The 17,172-nt window shown below is 72.1% G+C and carries 11 protein-coding genes; 4 read left to right on the top strand and 7 right to left on the bottom strand.

All coding sequences use genetic code 11. The annotated features are described in order from the left end of the window. Window positions 1–14 precede the first annotated feature (14 nt). From ACHBTE_RS17505 to ACHBTE_RS17480, 6 genes are all read right to left on the bottom strand, one after another. The gene (locus ACHBTE_RS17505) at window positions 15–752 is read right to left on the bottom strand and encodes a methyltransferase domain-containing protein (protein ID WP_394724817.1); all 738 of its coding nucleotides are present in this window, start codon (window positions 750–752) and stop codon (window positions 15–17) included. Then, the gene (locus tag ACHBTE_RS17500) at window positions 749–2,137 is read right to left on the bottom strand and encodes a condensation protein (protein WP_394724816.1); all 1,389 of its coding nucleotides are present in this window, start codon (window positions 2,135–2,137) and stop codon (window positions 749–751) included. Before ACHBTE_RS17500 ends, ACHBTE_RS17505 begins: the two co-directional genes overlap by 4 nt. A gap of 112 nt (window positions 2,138–2,249) precedes the next feature. After that, window positions 2,250–6,713 (bottom strand): alpha-(1->3)-arabinofuranosyltransferase family protein, encoded by a 4,464-nt coding sequence (locus tag ACHBTE_RS17495; RefSeq protein WP_394724815.1) that lies wholly within the window; start codon window positions 6,711–6,713, stop codon window positions 2,250–2,252. Beyond that, window positions 6,710–7,435: a class I SAM-dependent methyltransferase gene (locus tag ACHBTE_RS17490; protein ID WP_394724814.1), complete on the bottom strand. Its 726-nt coding sequence runs from the start codon at window positions 7,433–7,435 to the stop codon at window positions 6,710–6,712. The genes ACHBTE_RS17495 and ACHBTE_RS17490 overlap by 4 nt, the downstream gene beginning before the upstream one ends. Before the next feature lie 124 nt (window positions 7,436–7,559). Beyond that, on the bottom strand, window positions 7,560–8,711 hold the full coding sequence (locus ACHBTE_RS17485) for a glycosyltransferase family 4 protein (RefSeq protein ID WP_394724813.1): 1,152 nt from the start codon (window positions 8,709–8,711) through the stop codon (window positions 7,560–7,562). A gap of 217 nt (window positions 8,712–8,928) precedes the next feature. Further along, a complete protein-coding gene (locus ACHBTE_RS17480) occupies window positions 8,929–9,915 on the bottom strand; it encodes a DUF3068 domain-containing protein (protein ID WP_394724812.1) in 987 nt (328 codons plus the stop codon). Window positions 9,916–10,139: 224 nt separating this feature from the next. Between ACHBTE_RS17480 and ACHBTE_RS17475 the strand changes: the two genes are divergently transcribed. Continuing rightward, window positions 10,140–10,292, top strand: a complete 153-nt coding sequence (locus ACHBTE_RS17475; protein WP_167364376.1) for a hypothetical protein — start codon at window positions 10,140–10,142, stop codon at window positions 10,290–10,292. Between the two features lie 2 nt (window positions 10,293–10,294). Next, window positions 10,295–11,542 (top strand): helix-turn-helix domain-containing protein, encoded by a 1,248-nt coding sequence (locus tag ACHBTE_RS17470; protein ID WP_394724811.1) that lies wholly within the window; start codon window positions 10,295–10,297, stop codon window positions 11,540–11,542. Between the two features lie 590 nt (window positions 11,543–12,132). Here the strand turns inward: ACHBTE_RS17470 and ACHBTE_RS17465 are convergent. After that, window positions 12,133–12,732, bottom strand: coding sequence for a DUF2269 domain-containing protein (locus tag ACHBTE_RS17465; protein ID WP_394724810.1), 600 nt, complete (start codon window positions 12,730–12,732; stop codon window positions 12,133–12,135). A gap of 114 nt (window positions 12,733–12,846) precedes the next feature. On the opposite strand from ACHBTE_RS17465, the gene ACHBTE_RS17460 reads away from it, so the two are divergent. After that, window positions 12,847–13,317 carry a hypothetical protein gene (locus ACHBTE_RS17460; protein WP_394724809.1) on the top strand — a complete coding sequence of 157 codons (471 nt, stop codon included), beginning with the start codon at window positions 12,847–12,849 and terminating at the stop codon, window positions 13,315–13,317. A 193-nt stretch (window positions 13,318–13,510) separates the two neighbouring features. Further along, window positions 13,511–17,146 carry a CHAT domain-containing protein gene (locus tag ACHBTE_RS17455; protein WP_394724808.1) on the top strand — a complete coding sequence of 1,212 codons (3,636 nt, stop codon included), beginning with the start codon at window positions 13,511–13,513 and terminating at the stop codon, window positions 17,144–17,146. Window positions 17,147–17,172 lie beyond the last annotated feature (26 nt).

The following is a 17,172-nucleotide window of genomic DNA, read 5'->3' as shown; positions in this document are numbered from 1 at the left end:
CATGGTCCCGCCCCCTAGGTCCGTCGCGCGTGCAGCAGCAGGATCGACGCGAGCGGGGGTCTGGCACAGGCCAGCCGGTCCAGGGCGCGCAGCGGACGCGGCACGCCGTGGAAGGGCGCGCCCGCGAGCCGTACGACCTCGAAGCCGGACGCGGCCACGAACTCCCGCAGCGCACGGGCGGTGTAGAGCCGCAGATGCCCCACCACCTCCCGCCCGGGCCGGCCGTGGATCGCGCGCAGACTGACCTCCGAGAACACCGGCTGGACCCCGGCCAGCAGCAGTCCGCGGTTGTACCAGGCGGCCAGGTTCGGGGTGGACAGCATGAGGTGACCGCCGGGGCGCAGGACCCGGTGTATCTCGTCCAGGGCGGCGTCCGGGTCGACCAGGTGCTCGATCACCTCGCTGAACAGCACGGCGTCGGCGGAGCCGGCCCTCAGGGGCAGCCCGCCGTCGGTGAGTTCGCCGCGGACGGCGTACGGGATCCGGGTGCGGGCCCGGCGCAGGGCGTCCTGGGACCAGTCGATGCCGATGATGCGGTGGCCGCGCAGATAGGGGGCGGCGGTGGCCGCGGCGGTCCCGTCGCCGCAGCCGATGTCGACGACCGTACGGGCACGGCCCTCGCCCGCCGGTCCCAGGGCCTCGGCGAGCATGCGGGCCTGGCGGCGGCTGCGGGGGGTGCCGGAGGCGACGGGGACGGCGGGGTTCTCGTAGAAGTCGCGCAGCGCGGGCGGTTTCGCCGGGGCGGTCGTCACGGGGTCACCTCCGTGGTGTGCAGGTAGTGCTCGAAGAGGTCCCGCAGGTGGGCGCCGTCGCCGTGGCTGAGCAGGGCGCGCGACCAGCGCAGGGCCAGGTGCAGGCGGCCCGCGGTGGAGGCGGTGGTGACGGTCAGGCCCCGGGGCATCCGGGCGGGCGCGGAGAACCACACCGCGTGCGCGCGTCCGGCGTCCTCACCGAAGTCCAGGGCGTACGGGATACGGCCGATGTTGCTGAGCAGGGTCGTCGAGGTCCAGGGCGCGGCGGCCCTGCGCAGCCCACGCGTGAGCGCGGCACGGGCGGCAACGGGCGCCCATGGGGCGGTCAGCAGGGAAGCGCCGTGGCCGAGTTGGGGGCGGGGCAGCGACTTGAGCGCCCGGGTCCGGGTGGCCGTGCGATGCAGCAGCGCGGGCATGTGGCCGGGGTCGTGCGCGCTCAACTCCGCCACGGAGAAGGGGACTTCCACGAGCCGGGTGCCGTTGCCGATGGGCATGGTGGTGTCACGGGGGCGGTCGTCGACGGGCATGGTGATGCGCAGGGGGCGGGGCCGGGCGCCGTGCTCCTTGTTCCAGTGGGCGATGGTCAGGGCGGTGGTGACCATGAGCTGGTCGTTGACCGTGTACGGGGAGCCCTTGGGCCGGTGGGGGAGCGGGAGCTCCGTGACGAGCAGCCCGTTCCCGGGGGAGGGCTCGGGGGTGCCGGGCGCCACCCGCGCGGGCGGCGACCAGTTGGAGGGGGTCTCCTCGGGCGGCGGCGGGGTCTCGCCCGCACGGGTGGGTGCGGCCGCGGGCGCGTTGTCCCGGCCGCCGTACAACTCGGCGGCGGTGGCGAGCACGCGGAGGCAGGCGGGGCCGTCGAGCGCGGTGTGGTTGATGGTGAGGAACAGGACGGTGCCCTGCGCGGCGCGCGGCTGCGGGCCGCCGTCCCCGCGGAGCCGTACGCCCACGGCGTCCGTCGCCTCGCTGCCCTCGGCCGGCCCCGCCCCTTCCACCACCTCCACCCGGATCGGCGGCGACAGGGACAACGGCGGCGCCTCGGTGAGCGCCCGGGTCCGCGCCGCGCGCAACGGGTCCCGCTCCGCCGCCGGGAAGCTCACCACCTCCACATCCGGCTCCGCCGTCAGCTCCCACTCGTACCGCCGCCGGTACCACCGCCCCGGCACCTCCCGCATCAGGATCCGCGGATGCCGCCGCAACGCCTCCGCGAAGGCACCACGCAACCGCCCCGGCTCCAGCCGCCCCGGCAGATGCACCTCGATATGGACGGTCTCCGGCTCCTCCTCCTGAAGACAGTGCCGGGAGACTTCGTCGACGACGGGAAACGGAATGCGCACCGGTGGCCGCAGCGGCCCGTCGGCGCGCGCGGGCTGATGCAGTGCGGTCATGCGCCTTCGCCCTTTCCCGCCGGACCGGGCGGCTTGGTGCCCTGCCCCGCCTCGCCGGGGGTGGTTGGGTTCTCGCCCAGGGCGTTCGCGTACGCGGGCTGGTGCCGTGCGGTCATGTGGGTTCGCCCCTTCCCGCGTCGCTGGGCCCCGTGTCGCCCTTCCCCGTGGCTCCGGTGCCGGGCGCCTGGTCCGGGTGGGTCGCTCGGGGTCTCGGCTTGCGGAAGCCGATGCGGGCGGTGGGCGGATCGGAGTCCGGCGGTGCGCCGGGGCCGCGTGCCGAGACGGTGGGTCCCGACTCGGACGCCGGGGGCCGGGTGTCCGGCTCGGCCGGCCCGCTGCCCATCGGACTGTGCCCCCGCTCCCGCTGCGGCAGCGGGCGGGTCGGCGCCTCCGGCGCGGCAAAGCCCGGTCCACCGGCCGCGGCGGCCGGCGCGAGCACGGCGGTGGAGTCGGGCCCTGCCGTCTCCGCGCGCACCCCCACCACTCCCGCGAACAGCCCGATCAGCGCGAGGAGTTGAGCCGTCCGCCCGAAGGCGCCCGTTTCCGCGCCCACCGGCTCCCCGGCACCGAGCGCGGCGGTGATCCCCGCACCCGCGAGCGCCACCAGCGCGATCGGCACCAGCAGCGCGTGCCGCCGCCATGCCACCACCGCCAGCACCGGCACCAGCAGTGCGAACCACCCGGCGATGAACACGCCCACCACCGTCACGGCCACCGTCCCGAGCCACAGCCCCGGCAGCGGCGGCACCGGCTGCGGCTCGTCGGGGTTCGGGGCCCGCCGGCGCCACAGCACCAGGGCGACCAGCAGCGCGAGTGCCACCGCACTGCCGATCAGCCCCGCCTCGTAGGCCACCGCCGGCTCGTACGACAGCTCGACCGTGCCGCCCGAGCCCGCCGGGATCCGCCAGCCCTGCTGCCAGCCGTCCAGCCGTACCGGCGTCAGCTCGGTACCGTTCAGAGTGGCGCGCCAGCCGTCGTTGAAGTTCTCGTACGTCGTCAGGTAGCTCGCCGCTCCGGACCCGACGGTCACCTTGCGCCGGTCGCCGAGCCAGTCCCGTATCCCCAGCTCACGCCCGGCGGCGGCGGCCTCCGCGACCGACCCGCGGGTCAGCGTCACATCGGTGAGCACGAGCGGACCGGCGTCCCCGGCCTCCACCCGGTGCTCGCCCGCATCCAGCCGCAACTCGGCGTCGTCCCTGCCCCGCTGACACAGCGTCACCTCGACCTGCCGCCGCTCCACCAGATCCCGTACGGTGCCCCGCACACTCGTCCGGTACAGCTCTCCGTCCACCGCGATCACCGGGCCCTGATCGCAGGAGAGCGAGAAGGTCCGCGAACTCCTCGGCTGCGGGGTCCGGTACTCGTCGAGGGCCGGGACATAGGCCTCGGTCAGGCCGACCGGCAGCCGCAGATCCTCGTCCACCATCGGGTTGTAGAGGGTCAGCGGGGCCGTCTGGGTGATCGTGATGTCGAGGCGGTCGGTGGTGATGGCGGGGAAGCGCACCCAGCCGTTCTCGTCGACACCCGCGATCACCGCGCCGTCCGGCGAGCTGATGTGCACCTCGGTCGGCCGGGTGGCGAGCCCCCCGGCCGGCGCCAGCACGATCTCCGAGACCGCCTGCTTCCCGGGCCAGCGCAGATGGATCGTCGGCCGCTCGCCCGCGATCCACGCCGTGGTCAGATCGCCGTCGGTGAGGTTGCGGGGCGACAGCCCCGCCCCCAGCCGGGCCGTTGAGTCGGCGGTCGCGACGATCTGATTCCGCTGGTCCGGCGCCACCTGGTACAGCAGCTTGTCCAGCGCCTCGCCCGGCACCGGCACCGCACTCGCCCGCACCTCGTACGTGCCCGCGGTGGACGTGGTGAAGCGCCGGTGCAGGCCCGCCTCCGTGCCCGTCGCCGACAGCCCCGTGGGGTCGGCCGGCCGGGACATGGAGACGATCTCGGCGGCGGCACCGGAGCGCTCGGCGTCACGCGGCAGCCGCAGCAGCCGGGTCACCTGCACGTCCGGCAGCTCGATCTCGGCGAAGCCCGCCCCGGTCAGACCGGGCCGCCGGGACACCGAGTCCGTGATCGTCAGCTTCATCCAACGCGTCGCACCCGCAGGCGCCTTGACGGTCTGCGCGGAGCCGTCCGCCCGCAGGGAACTGCTGGCGGAGCCCTTCTCCGTCTCCACCCGCACCCGCGTCGCCGCCGCCCGCACACCCTCCTGCGGCAGCGGAACGACCTTGAACGACGACGGCATGTCGTACGAGCCGCCCGCGAAGCCGATCCGCAGCCACTCCCCGGCCGGCGACCCCTCCGAACCCTCGGTCCACGCCGTGTCCGGGTTGCCGTCGAAGGCGTTCACCGGATCGAACTGCGGGAGATGGAAGAGCCAGCTGCCGTACGAGGACGCCGTCACCGACCGCGCCCCGCGCAGCTCGGCCACCGTCTGGTGCCCGGCACCCGTGGTCGGGAGGATCTGGTGCGGTTGCTCCCCGGCGTCCTGGGCGGCGCCGGCCGGGTTGCGCTCGTCTCGCGTGTACGTGTACGACGTGTTGGCGTTGACGAGCCCGAACCGCGTGTCCGCCCGCCGCAGCCCGTCCCCGACCACCTGCACCGGCGGCGAGCCGAGCCCCGGGTGGTTGTCGCCGGTCAGCACGCTCGCCCGGCCGCGCAGTCGTGCGGCGAGCGGCAGCAGAGCTTCCGGCCCGCCGGACACCACGGCCGTGTCGGCGACCGGGTGCAGTCCGGCCTGGTGCGGACGCGGCACCCCGGTGCCGGCCGGCTGGTAGATCTCCACCGCCCGCTGCCGTGGATACAGCCCCTCCACCTGGAGCGGGGTGCCCGGCGCGATCGTCCCGCCGGTCATGTGCGGCCCGAGGCCCGTCACCCGCTCGTACCCCGACTGTTCGAGGGTCCGCTTCACGGTCGTGGTGGGGATGTAGCCGACCTGGTCGGGATCGAGGTCATTGCGGACGACGACGTAATGGATGCCCGCCCGGCTCAGATAGTCGGCCAGCCCCGGCACCTGCCCCCCGCTCAGCAGCGCCTGCTCGACGGCGTCCATGGCGCGCCGGTTGCCGGGTGTGCCGAAGGGGACGTAGTCGCGCTGGGCCCAGCGGGAGTCGGCGACGACGTCCAGGGGCTGGTCGATGGTGGAGCCCCAGGTGTAGATGCCGTGGGCGGTCGCCGGGACGACGAGGGCGCGGGCGTCGGGGGAGTACTTCTTCATCCAGTCGGCCGTGGCCTGCCAGTACTTGGGGATCTCCGTGAAGGAACCGGGGTTGAGGATCGAGCCGTTGAGGTACGGCCACATCAGTCCCGGCAGCACCAGCACGGCCGCGATCAGCGGCGCGAACCGCCGCCCCCGCACCGGCCGCGCCCCCCGCGCCTGTGCCGCCACGCCCACCAGATGGGCGAGGCCCAGCACCAGCGCGAGGGCGAGCCCCGTCTGGAACTTGTAGATGTTCCGGAAGGGCACGAGCCCGCCGTCCAGCCAGTCCTGCACGATCCCGTGGAAGGGCGCCCCGAACGCGCCGCCGTACCCGGCGAGCAGGATCAGCGCCACCGTCACCACGGTCAGCACCAGCCACCGCCGCTCCGGCATGTCCCGCCGGGCCAGCCCGGCGAGCCCGAGCCCGGCCGCCAGCGCCGAGCAGACGATCACGACGACGGACGACGCGACGGCCCAGCCGGCCGGCAGCCATGCTTCCCCGAAGTGCAGATAGGCGACCCAGTTCCCGGCCCCGCGCAGCGCCTCCGTCGCCGCCATGGTGTCGGTGGTGGTCTGTGAACTCTCCACGTAGGGAAGGAAGTTCTCACCGTAGGTGCCGAGCAGCAGCAGCGGGATCACCCACCAGGCGGTCGCCAGGATCACGCCCGGCACCCACCAGCCGATCAGCTTGCGCTGCCGCGGCCCGGGCGGCCGGGACAGCAGATACAGCCCGACCGGGAGCAGCGAGGCCAGCGTCGAGGCCGCGTTCACCCCGCCCATGAACGGGATGATCAACGCCGACCGCAGCGCGGCGACCCGTGCGGCGTACCGCTCGTCGGTCAGCGGCAACAGCACCCACGGCAGGAACGCGCCGGGCAGCGCGGCGGCGGACGTGGACCCGATCACGACGGTGAAGACGGGCCACGACGCATAGGCGACGGCCGCCACCAGCCGCGAGCCCCCGCTCCCCACCCGAAGCCGCTCGGCCAGCCGCAGGGCACCCCAGAAGGCCACCGACACGATCAACGACAGCCACAGCCGCTCCGCGAGCCACACCGGCAGCCGTACGGCATCGGCCAGCCAGTAGAACGGCAGCATCGGCCACAGATAACCCGAGTACTGGTTCTGGATCCCGCCGAAGCTGCCCTCGTCCTGCCACAACTGCCCGAGGTCGGCCAGGAATTGTCCCGGGTCGACGGTCACACCCAGCTTGGTGTCGAAGGTCTGCCGCCCGGGCTGCACCGCGAGGAGCAGCACGAACACCACGGCCCAGAACCCCAGCAGCCAGCGCCGCGAGCGCGGCCCGTCCGGCGGGCCCGAGGCGGGTGCCGGGGTGGGCACCGCCGCCGGGGGAGGAGCCTGGACCGTGGTCGTCGTCATGGTGGACACCGCCGGAGGATGAGGAGGAGGTTCCAGGTGGCGAACTCGCGCAGACCGGGCACCTTGACGATGCTCTGCGCGAGGAACGGCCAGTAGCGGGAGCGCGCGGCGACGATCTCGACGTCGTCACGGGCGCGGACCTGCCGCAGGGTGGTACCGATGTGCACGGCGAAGAGGTTCTCGCCGAGGGTGTGCTTGGCGGCCCGCCCGGTACGCCGCCGATAGCGGGCGCGGGCCCGTTCGGCGCCGAGATAGTGCCAGGGGGCCCACTCATGACCGCCCCAGGGGGACAGCCAGTTGGTGAACGACACATAGATGAGCCCACCGGGCCGGGTCACCCGGGCGAGCTCACTGAGGAAGGTCTGCGGATCGGCCACGTGCTCCAGCACATTGGAGGAGAACGTGACGTCCGCGACGCCGTCCCGCAGGGGGAGGAGATACCCGTCCGCGACGACGGCCCCTTCGGGCGGCTTCGCACCGAGCTCGCCCATGTCCGGTTCGAAGAGATACGCCAGCGCACCGCGCCGCCGGAACTCCTCGGTGAAGTAGCCGCCGCCACCCCCGACATCGACGACCGTACGCCCGGCCAGGGGCCCGACATGGGCCTCGACCTGATCGACGGAGTCACGGGCGAGGAGGGCGTAGCAGAATTCGGGGTCGTCCTGCTCCCGCATGAACGCCCGGAAGAGGGCGAGCGAGCGCCGGACGGAGGGGTCCTTCATGACCGGAGGCTGTGCGGCGCTCTGGAAGGGGCCCGGGGCTGTTGCCGATCCGCGGCTGCCGCCGCGTGGGCGCGACCGGCCACGACCAGCCGTGATGCGCGAGCCGACCGAACCGTCCCGGCGTTCAGACGCCACGTCGCACCGCTTCCGCCGCGACCGCCCGGAACTGCCGAACCGTGCGGTCCCAGCGATAGCGTGCGGCCCGGTCCCGCGCGGCCTTGCCCATCAGCTCCCGCCGATGCCCGGACAGCGCCAGCGTGCACCAGGCGGCGGCGAACGACGACTCACCCCGGGCCAGCACCCCGGTCTCCCCGTCCACGACGGAATCCCGCAGCCCCGGCACGTCGAAGGCCACGGTCGGCGTCTCGCGCGTGGCGGCCTCGGTGACGACGAGCCCCCACCCCTCGACCGCCGAGGGATGCAGCAGCAGCCACGCCGCACACAGCAGCCGATGCTTCTCCGCCTCGGAGACATGACCGGCGAACTCGACGCCCGGACCGGCGAGTTGTTCCAGCCGGCCGCGTTCCGGCCCGTCCCCGACGATGACCAGCCGGCCCCCGGTGACCGGCCGCACCCGCTCCCAGAGCCGCAGCAGCAGATCGATCCGCTTGTACTCCACGAGCCGCCCGACGGCCACGAACAACGGCTCGGGGGACCGGTCGCCCAAGGGCCCCGGCTCCTCCACCCCGTTGTGCACGACCCGGATCCGCTCCCGCTCGACCCCGATCGCCCGCAGGGCGTGGGCCGTGGACGGCGAGACGGCGACGAGCAGACCGCGCTGCTGCGCACCGGTCAGCGCCCAGTGCTCCAGTCTTCGGCCCAGCCGGGCGGCGGGCGCGAGCGCTCCGCCGAACCGCATCTGCCACAGGTCGGTGTGCACATGGTTGACCAGGCAGAGGGTGGGCCCGCGATGCCACAGCGGCGCGAAGTACGGCATGCCGTTGCAGACCTCGACCAGCAGATCGCAGTCACCGACCTGACGGGCGAAGGCGGATCTGGCGCGCAGATAGTGGCCGTACGAGCCACCTGCAGACACGACCCGGTAGTCGCGGTATGCGGCCGGGCCCCCGCACAGCAGGGTGACCTGGTGGCCGAGTTCCGTGAGGCCGTCGGCGAGCCGGTCGACCAGCAGCTCGGAGCCGCCGGCGGACCGGTTGCCCAGGTCTCGATGGGCGAGAAAAACGATTCGGCGCGGCTGTGGGGGAGGAGTCGGAGGGTGGTGCTGCGACGCCCGGGGGAGCGGGGCGTGCAGCGGGGCGGGCACGTGCTGGGGCATGGGTGCTCCAACTCGTCTCAGGGTGCGGAACTCGGCGTGGGGGAGGGGAGGGTTCGGGTTCCTGTGGGGTGTTCGAAGGTCCTGGTCTGCATACGGTCGTTGTGCGTGGGGTGTGGACAGGCTGTGTCCGGGTGGGGTTGGACAGTTTTCGCCCAGCCGTTCGCCAGGGCTACTCACCGGCGTGACAATTTCCGGCTTTATTAGAGCTGACGTCACGTCACATTGTGAGCGAGGGCTGGGGCATCTCGACCGTACCGGCGGATTCCGGCCGCTTACGCCCTCGTACCACCAAAACGGCACCCACCGCCGCAAGTACGAATCCCGCCACGGCCGCCCCGATCGGCGCCGTCTCACCCACCGTGCGCAGCAGACCGCTGTCCCGCTCCGCCTGCCGCACGGCCTCCCGCTGAGTGGCCGTGGTGAACGCGATCTTCTCGCTGTCCAGCAGCACCGCCGCGTCCTTCTCGCCGCCCGGCGCCCGCAGCGTGCGGCGCGGACCGGTCTGTGCGTAGACCACCCGGCCCGTGGCCTGATCCACGACGAGTTTCAGCCCGTGGTTGGAGTACCACTCCTCGGCCAGCACCTGCGGCCGGTCCGGCTCGCCGACGAGGCTGCCGGGGACGAGCCGGGTGCCGACCTTGCGGGGCGCGACCGTGGCGGTGAACCGGTATCCCGTGTATCCCTGGATCTTCTCGGTGCCGTCGTAGCGCATCGTGATCGTCGTGCCGCCGGTGTTGTCCCACCACTGGTAGGAGCGTTTCTCCACGTCGAACGGGAACTTCAGATAGGCCTCGCCTTCGATGTACGGCGACTCCTCGCAGCAGTGCACCGGCTTGGTCGTCCTCCGGTCCATCACCCAGCGGTGCGGGGTGTAGTCCAGCGCGTCGTGCGGGTCGGCGGCCGGCAGCGACTTGTCGGTGTCGACGGTGGTGATCACGTCCCAGACGGCGTTGCCGCTGCGTTCACTTTCCGCCACATTGCCGCGCACCCGCTGGGTGACCGTGATCTTCTGGTCCGGCACGGTCTTGATCTTCTCGGTGTCGAAGACGCTGCCGGTGCCGGTGTAGACGGCGGTGGTGTCGATGTCGACGGGGTTCACGGCGGCACGCGGGGCCACGTACCAGGCGAGCATCGGCGCCAGTACCAGCAAAAACGTGCCGAGGCCGAGCAAAATCAACGAGAGAGGTGAGGCTGTACGGCGCATCCGGCACTCCTGGGTGTGTGACTCATGGCCGATGCACGGTCGGTGCACGGTCGTTGCCTGGCCGTTCTTGGGCCGGGAACCGTAGGCTGCCGTTGACGGGGTGTCAATGTCTTGACGGGTTGACACTGCTTGTCGAGACTGGACGGCACGGGCAGGATCGGGATCAGGCTGTCGACACCCGGGTGGGGACCTCCGGGATCTCGGACAGAGAGGCTGACCCTGCGATGTCCAGACTGCTCGCCGCCACGCTGACCGTCGCGCTCGCCGCCGTACTCGCGGTGGGTGCCGCGCTCGGCGTGGTCGCGCTGCTGGAAGCCACGCCCGACCAGCCGAACACGCCCTTGATCACCTACGAGCAAGCCGGCCAGGGGAGTTGACCGTGGCCGCGACCCGCTCCACGGCTGCCACGGCCGCTCCCATCCGCTCGGCCTGGCGGGACGTACCCCGCTACCAGGTCCGGCGCTTCGCTGAACTGGCCATGGCGGACGCACCCGCTCTCGCCGAGGAGATCCTGCACGAGATCCAGCGCGAGTACCCCCATCTGCCCGTCGTCCTCGACGAGTCGGGCGAGCCGATGGCCCTGGTCGGCATCCGGCGTGCGATCGAGGTCTTCGTCCAGCACCTGGAGACCTCGGAGGGGAGGCCGACCGTCCCGCCCGGTGTCTTCCAGGACTTCGGCCGCGGCGAGGGCCTCAACGGCCGCTCCCTGGACTCCCTCCAGGCCATCTACCGGCTGGGCGTACGACTGGCCTGGCGCCGTTTTGCCGAGATCGGCCAGCGCGTCGACATCCCGCCGCCCGCGATGTACGAGCTGGTGGACGCCGGATACGAGTACCTCGACGGACTGGTCGACCAGTCGGTGCGCGGCTACGCCGAGGCGGCGGCACGACAGGCGGGCGAACGACTGCGGCTCCAGCGCCGCCTGATGGAACTGCTGCTGGCCGAACACCACCGCGGCGACCCGGGCGACGCCCTGTCCGAACGGGCGGCCCGGATCGGCTGGCCGCTGCCCGAGCGGGTCGCGGTGGGCGTGCTGCTGCGCCCGGCGCGGGAGGCGATGGCGCCCGCGGTCGGGCAGGGAGTGCTGCTCGACATGGAGTACGAGCAGCCGCGCATGGTCGTCCCCGAACCGGCCGCCGCCGGCCGCCCCGAGCTGCTGCACCGGGCGCTGACCGGCTGGTCCGGGGCGATCGGCCCGCCGGTCCCGCTGGCCGACGCGGCGAAGTCGCTGCGCTGGGCCGAGGCGGCCGTACGCCTGATGGAACGGCGGCTGCTGCCCGCCGGTGACGTCCTGTACTGCACGGAGCACACCGAGGCGCTGGTACTCCTGCAACCCGAGGAGCTGATCGACGACCTGGCCCTGCGGTGCCTGGCACCCTTGGCGCACTGCGGCCCCACACACGGCCGGCGGCTGGCCGAGACGTTACTGGCGTGGCTGGAGACCAGGGGCGGGGCACCGGAGGTGGCGGCCCGCCTGGGCGTCCACCCCCAGACGGTCCGCTACCGCCTCCGTCAGATCCGGGAACTGTGGGGCGACGAGATGGACGACCCGGACCGACGCTTCGAACTGGAACTGGTGCTGCGGGCCCAGCGGTTGAGGGGGGAACTGGGAGAGCCGCGACGCTAGACCGTGTCCGCAAAGCCTTGCCGTCCGCGCGGAGGGCGGCCCCCGGGGCCTTCGGTGCGTGCTCTCCGCGCGCCGGGCGGAGGCCCTCGTACTACACGTACTCGGGCTCTCGCCCGGTGCGGCGAGTGGGGGCGCCCCACCTGGGGGAGCGTGCCAGGCGTGGCGGGGCAGGCGGGACTTTGCGGACACCCGGCCTCGGGCGTGCGGTCCGGATCGGCGGCGGCTGTGCGGGGCCGGATCTGTTGGTGTGCGTCAGGGCCCGGGATGCGGGGACGTCGGACGCGGGGACGCCGGGCGCCGGGACGGTCCCCGGTGCGCCGTCCGGATCGGCGGCGGCTGTTTAAGGGCCGGACCTCTTGGTGTGCGCCAGGACGCGGGGACGTCGGACGCGGGGATGCCGGGCGCCGGGACGGTCCCGGGGTGCCGTCCGGATCGGCGGCGGCTGTGCGGGGCCGGATCTGTTGGTGTGCGTCAGGGCCCGGGATGCGGGGACGTCGGACGCGGGGACGCCGGGCGCCGGGACGGTCTGGATTTCAGGGTCGGCCGCCTGCCCTCCCGGCGTGGGCGTCCGCCCATCAGGCCGGCTCGGCTCAGGCGGCCTCGCGGGTGGGTCCGGTGGATGCCGGTGCCCGGGTGGCGGCGCGCAGGCGGCGTCCGCGGCGGGTCGGGCCCCAGGGTTTGAGGACCGAGATCACCGTCATGAAGACATACGCGGACAGGGACACGATCGGCCCCATCACGATGTCCACGGCATCGGGCAGCGGCTCGCCCGCCGCGACGGCGGTGACGGTGGCGCCCAGGCCGGGGCGCAGGGCGAAGGCCGTGGCGGTGATCGTCGCGAGGGTCAGCCAGAACTTGACCCAGACCCACCGGTGCCGCGCCAGCCCCCACTGCGTGCCCAGGGCCAGCACGAGCCCGCTGACCAGCGTGAGGAAGGCGACGGGCAGCACCAGCCAGTCCGCGAACAGCTTCATGGCCCGCACCGACGTCTCGACGGTCACCGCGGACCCGGTCGTGGCCGCGGCGAGGGCGAGCGCCAGCAGCCCGAGCGTGAGCCCGAGCCAGCCCGCCGAGGCGACGACGTGCACGACGAGCCAGGCCCGCCGGGTGGGCCGACGCAGCTTCCGGCCGGGCGTGGCGGACCCGGGGGAGACGGAGGACGTGGGTGCGGCGGGCGACGTGGAAGTCATGAACGACACCGTGCCGTTCCGGGGCGGCGAGCGCGTCTGACGGCGGGAGTAACCGCGCATACTGAGCTCGGCGTACCCGGCGCCACCCCGCCGCTTCCGACCGGAGGACCTCCGATGCGCCAACCCACCCCCCACCCCGCCCTGCGCCGCCTCGACCCCTTCGCCGGCGAGTGGGACCTGTGGGCCGCCGACCGGACCGTCGGCCCCATCCGGACGGAGTTCGCCTGGCTGGAGGGCGGCGCCTTCCTCGCCCAGCGCGCCGACGTCGCCCCCGGGACCTCCCTCCCGGGCGAGTGGGCCGCCCACGCCCCCTTCCCCACCGTCGCCCTGACCGGCTACGACGACACCGCCGAGGAGTACACCGTCCTCTACGCCGATGGCCGCGGCGTCGCCCGCACCTACCGCGCCACCATGACCGACCGCACCTGGCGCCAGTGGCGCGCGGCCCCCGGCTTCCACCAACGCCTCACCGCCACCGTGAGCCCCGACGGCAACACGATCGAGGGCCGGTGGGAGCGGTCGCCCGACGGTGAGGGGTGGACGGTGGACTTCGACGTGACGTACCGGAGGGTCGGGGAACGGTAGTGCGGGACCGGCGTGCCGGCGGGCCCGCTGTGGTTCGCGGGCGTCGGGAGCCTCGCTCGGCCCGGCTCGGACAACGTGCGAGCGCGTTGACCTGGGATCATCATGGAGGTGTAGCCAAACCGGCCGGTCCCCTCCACGAGGGATACGCGGAAGGCCCGCGAGGTCATGCGGGTTGACCGGGAACGGGGTGGCGATGACCACCGTCCTGGAACTGCAGATCAGCCCCCTTCACCCGGACGACGGCGAGTACGAGGTCCGGGTGCTGAAGGCCGCCGCGGGCGGGGAGCCCACCGTATCGACGAGGCTTGATGTCGAGGAGTTGCTCGCGCAGCGGACCGACCTGGAGGTCAAGGTCCTCGCCTCCGCGGCTGCGGCTCGCCGGGTGGTGCCACTGAGCGAGCAGGCCATGCAGGACGTGGGCGGCCGGCTGTTCGGCGCGCTGTTCACCGGCCCGATCTCCGGGACCTACCAGGCGAGCCTCGGAGTGGCACGGGAGCGGCAGGAGCGGCTGCAGATCGTGCTGCGGATGGACGCGGATGCGCCGAGTCTGGACCTGCTCCCCTGGGAGGCGCTCTTCGACGCGCACGACGGGGCCTATTTGTGCCGGCAGTGGCCGATCATCCGGCATCTTCCGGCTTCGGCCACGCCCAGGCCCCAGCCCGTGGAGCTGCCGCTGCGGATCCTGGTGGCGATCGCCGCTCCGCGTGGGCTCCCCCAATTGGACACCGATGCCGAATGCCGGCGGCTGGAGCGGGCCCTGGCCCCCCAGATCGACGCGGGGGAGGTGGAGCTGGTCTGGCTGACGCACGCGAGCTGGGAGAGTCTGCAGTCCCAGCTCCTGAGCGGCACCTGGCACGTGCTCCACTTCATCGGGCACGGGTGTTACGACCATGTCTCCAAGGAGGGCCAGCTCGCACTGGAGGGCGACGGCGGGGACGCGGGGCAGCATTTGGTGGAAGCGTCCTTTCTGGTGGACCTGTTGAGAGAGGCGCGACCGCCCCTGCGCCTGGTCGTGCTGAACTCTTGCTCGTCCGCCCAGGGCTCGCCGGACGACAGGTTCTCCGGCGTGGGCGCGGCCCTCGTACGCGACGGAGTCAGCGCGGTGGCGGCCATGCAGTTCGCGGTCAGCGACGCCGCTTCCGTGCGCTTTGCCCAGGGCTTCTACACCGCACTGGCTCATGGCCGTCGAGTGGACGACGCCGTGCGAAGCGGGCGCATCGCCATCCTCGGTGCCGGTAAATCTCTGGAGTGGATCACTCCGGTGCTGTACGTCCGTGGCGAGGCGACGAGCCTTTTCACCTTGACGGCCCCGCCGCGCCGACCTGAGGCGCCCGAACGCGCACCTTCGCAGCAACGAGCCGTGGACCCCGGCGAACGCGACAGGCTGCGCGCTCTTTACGCCCTCGCCAGAGCGGAGTTGCGTATGGGCCGTCCCGGCGAAGCCGTGCAACTGCTCGACGACCTGCTCGTCCTCGACCCGAAGAACGCCGACGTTGCCGCGCTCCGCGAGAAGGCTGTCGGCCGGCAGCAGCTCGTCGAGCTCTACGGCCGAGCGATGCAGGCCGAGGAAGCGCAGGACTGGTCCGCCGCGATCGACAGCTACGAGCAGGTCCTGCGGAGGGAGCCGGACTACGGGGAAGCCGCCGCCCGGAACGCGTTCTGCCGCGAGCGGCGGAACATCGCTGATCTCCAGGAGGAATTGCGCATCCATGCGGACGCGGGCCGGTGGCAGGCCGTGCTGGAGGTCGGCGAGGAGATCGAAGAGCTGGATCACGACGCCGCCGATCCGGACGGGTTGGTCACGCGTGCTCGGCGGGAGGTCGAGGAGGCGGAGCGGGCAGCGGAGCTGGGGCGTTGGTATGAGCAGGGTCTGGCTGCTGAGGGGGTGGGGGACTGGGGGGCGGCGGTCGAGTGTTTCGAGCGGGTTGTGGGGCTGGAGCCGGGGTATCGGGATGCCGGTGAGCGGGGTGAGTCGTGTCGTGTGCGGCGGCGTGTCGCTGATCTTCAGGTGACGTTGCGCGAGCATGCGGACGCGGGCCGGTGGAAGGAAGTCCTCGCCGTCAGTGAGGAGATCAGCGAGTTCGACCAGGAGGCCGCCGATCCGGACGGGTTGGTCACGCGTGCTCGGCGGGAGGTCGAGGAGGCGGAGCGGGCAGCGGAGCTGGGGCGTTGGTATGAGCAGGGTCTGGCTGCTGAGGGGGTGGGGGACTGGGGGGCGGCGGTCGAGTGTTTCGAGCGGGTTGTGGGGCTGGAGCCGGGGTATCGGGATGCCGGTGAGCGGGGTGAGTCGTGTCGTGTGCGGCGGCGTGTCGCTGATCTTCAGGTGACGTTGCGCGAGCATGCGGACGCGGGCCGGTGGAAGGAAGTCCTCGCCGTCAGTGAGGAGATCAGCGAGTTCGACCAGGACGCCGCCGATCCGGACGGGCTGGCCATGCGGGCCCGGCAGGCGGTGAAAGAGGAGCAGCGCGCGGCCGGACTGGAGGACCTGTACACCCTGGCCCGGGCAGCCGAGGAGGTCGAGGACTGGACCACCGCGGTCATCAACTACGGGCGCATCGACGGTTGGGAACCCGGATACCGAGACGTCGCCGCACGGTCCGAAGTCTGTCGCCGTCGCGGACGCATCGCCTATCTCCAACAGGAATTGCGCAGTCATGCGGATGCGGGTCGGTGGCAGCAAGTCGTCGACGTCAGTGAGGAAATCAGCGGACTGGACCGGAGTGCTGCCGATCCGGACGGGCTGGCGACGTACGCTCGCCAGGCGGTGACGGCAGCGCAGCAAGCAGACGAGCTGCAACGGTGGTACGTCAAGGCCCTGGTGGCCGAGGAGGCGGGGAACTGGTCCACCGCGATCCAGATCTATGACGCGCTCATCGACGGCGGGGAAGGCTACAGGGACAGCGTTCACCGTCGCGAGGTTTGCGTCGAGCAACAGAGGATCAGCGAGCAAGCCGCTGCCGCCGAAGGGAGCTCGCCGAGGCGCCCGACCGGAGTGACCGACCTGGCTGCCCCCTGCGGAGCCATTGCATGGAACCCGAAATGGCAGGTCATGGCTGTCAATGTGCGCTCCGACGCGCGGATCCGTATTTACGACATCAATGCCGAGGAACAATTGGAGGTGAAAGCCGGGGACAAGTGGGGCCCCTACGCCGTGGCTTTCAGTCCGGACGGTACACGCTTCGTCGGAAACTTCCGGCAGGGCTGCCGGATATGGGACACGCAGACCGGCGAAAAAATTCTCCAGATCCGCTTCCCCGCGGTGATGGCCTCGGCGGCTTTCAGTCCGGACGGTACTAGGCTCGCCACCGGACTGTACGGCTACGCCTGTATCTGGGATGCCGAGACGGGAAAGCAGGTGTTCCAGCATCGCCAACGGTCGGTCACGTCCGTTTCCTACAGCTCGAGCGGCAGGCGCCTGGCTGTCGCCGACCAAGGTGGTCTATGGATCTGGGATACAAACACCGGCAGGGAACTCTTTGAAGATCACCGGGGGTTCTTGAATTCGGTGGCATTCAGTCCGGATGGTATACATCTCGCCACCGCGGGCGAAGACGGCGTGGTGCGCCTCTGGGACATCAGAGGTCCCGTCGAAGAGATCGGTGAGATAGTCCACGAATACCCCGTCGGCGCAGTCGCCTTCTCGGCGGACGGCGCTTTTGTGGCCGCCGGTGGCGAAGATTATGTGGCACGCGTATGGAGTGTCGGTGACTTCGAACTGGTCTTTGTGGTGGAGCACGAACACCCGGTGCTGTCAGTGATCTTCAGCCCGGACGGCGACTATGTGGCGACGGGCACCTCTGAATCCGTCAAAGTGTGGCCGTTCCAGTGACCGGCACCGTGACTGGACAAAGGAGA

It is taken from the genome of Streptomyces sp. M41 (assembly GCF_043673425.1).
Lineage (GTDB): Bacteria > Actinomycetota > Actinomycetes > Streptomycetales > Streptomycetaceae > Streptomyces.
This window is presented reverse-complemented; position numbering and strand designations above follow the sequence as displayed.